This window comes from Bradyrhizobium sp. P2_E8, assembly GCF_056403875.1.
The window spans coordinates 1-596 of the sequence record NZ_JBFUES010001867.1; the positions used below are offsets into that span (position 1 = coordinate 1).

Genomic DNA, 596 nt, shown 5'->3' on the forward strand with positions numbered 1-596 from the left:
CCACCCGGTCCGGCGCCTTGACCGTGAAGGCGGTTCCGCGGTTGCCCCGCATGGACCCTCCCCGAATCGCGGCGTTTTGCGCGTTTTGCCACCCCGCCGCCGCATTGCCCGCGCCTGAATAAGTCGCTCAACGGGCTTCACAATCCCGTCACGCTGCATGTAGTATGTCAATACATGCTGCTTCGCAGCGTACATGGAGGCCGGGAGCGTTACTTGAACGCACATGTCTCGCAAGGCAGTTGGCCGGTGTTGGTGCTGAATGCGGACTTCCGGCCGCTGAGTTACTACCCACTGTCTCTGTGGTCGTGGCAGGACGCGATCAAGGCGGTGTTCCTCGACCGCGTCAACATCGTCGCGCATTACGACCAGGCGGTTCGAAGTCCCACGCTGGAAATGCAGCTGCCGAGCGTGGTCTCGCTCAAATCCTTCGTCAAGCCGACCACCCATCCTGCCTTCACCCGATTCAACGTCTTCCTGCGCGATCGTTTCAACTGCCAGTATTGCGGCTCGCCCGAAGACCTCACCTTCGATCACATCATCCCGCGCAGCAAAGGCGGCCAGACCACCTGGGAGAACGTGGTCGCGGCGTGCTCGCC

General features: G+C 61.9%; 1 protein-coding gene. It reads left to right on the plus strand.

The genetic code is table 11. The features are described 5' to 3' along the window. Positions 1-213: 213 nt before the first annotated feature. On the plus strand, positions 214-596 hold a 383-nt coding region (locus AC1D00_RS44400), incomplete at its 3' end, for an HNH endonuclease (RefSeq protein ID WP_477015114.1).